The following is a 1308-nucleotide window of genomic DNA, read 5'->3' as shown; positions in this document are numbered from 1 at the left end:
TCCTGCATTTTCAACGCCTGGTGCCATATGAAAGTGTGGTGAATCCAATAGCGCTTCCCTTCTCGTTTAAATAGCAAGCCGACGCTGCAGAAATCGCGTAATTCTGCGTAATCCACACCACCAATACATTCATATTTGTGTAAATCATCCGGTAAAGGTTGATTTGTCGCAAGAATATCCTCATAAGTAGCAATTTTATGTTGAAATAACTGTTTAGGAATGTTCATACGCTTTGTCATGAATTCCACATGCATTGGAATGTTAATTTGACAATCGGCCCATTCTTCTTTCATCGTTTCGAATAGTTCCGTGTTATCTCGAATAGAAGGATTAGCTTTTTCCCAGTTTGCAATATCTTCGACTTCTTCTTCAGAGTCTAATTTGCAGATGAAGGGGAAAATCTTACTGTTTTCAACTTCTCCACTTAGAACCATTCGTGCCTTTTCTTTCATATCATCCAAAACGCCACCACGGACATATCCATCCGTTGTTAAATAGAAAGTTCGGCCGTCTTTAACTTTACCAAGAGCCGAACGGAATACTTTAATGGATGCATAGTCTTCATATTCGTGAATTTCATCGAACCAAACTGATCCAGGACGCAAACCATCTTTTGTTCTAGCATTAGAAGTATTGTATTTTAAATGTGATCTGTTCTGTTTATGTTCAATTAACACTTTAGTCGTATGGAAAGACTTCTTTAAAACACTATTTTTAGGGTTGTCAATTACATGCCGAACATCTTGAAATGTAGTTTTTGCTTGTTGTTCAGAAGTTGCTACCCATTCGATATGATATTTATCAATTCCGAACTGTTTGGACAGCATATAAAAATTATGCCAACCACCATAACCATTTTTACCGCCACCACGACCCATTAAAATTAAAATCTGATTCCAAACTAAACGGTCATTATCTTTGTATCTAACTCCATATACGCAAGCATTAACAAATCTTTGCCAAGCGTAAAGTTTAAAAGGAAAATACGGCTCTGGAATTTTAACACTGTCTTCAATAGCTTTTGCATCAATATAAACATTTGGATCGTCTAAAGTTTTTCGAACTAAGGCCATTAATTGTTTTTGCTCTTTGCATGACCTTATTTCTCCGCTTTCCACACTATACATGTACTCACTAATGTAAGGGTGATATTTATAAGGAAGATTAGACTTCTGCTTCATCGTCATCCTCCTCTTCACTTACCGTTTTAAGTCCAAGTTCATTAAGAATCTTTAACATTTGTGTGTTAGTCTTATTCAACTCGTTTATACTATCGTTTTTCTTTAAAAATCCATTAGCACCTAGTAC

General features: G+C 36.1%; 1 protein-coding gene. It reads right to left on the bottom strand.

Features of this window, described 5'->3' with window-relative positions; genetic code table 11:
• Positions 1–1181 (bottom strand): terminase large subunit domain-containing protein (locus ACQRBL_RS30540; RefSeq protein ID WP_427736237.1); only part of this gene is annotated, 1181 nt, incomplete at its 3' end.
• Positions 1182–1308 lie beyond the last annotated feature (127 nt).

The organism is Bacillus sp. AF62 (genome assembly GCF_050312695.1).
GTDB classification, from domain to species: domain Bacteria; phylum Bacillota; class Bacilli; order Bacillales; family Bacillaceae_G; genus Bacillus_A; species Bacillus_A cereus.
Note: the sequence above shows the minus strand (reverse complement) of the source record. Positions and strands in the feature narration are given on the sequence as shown.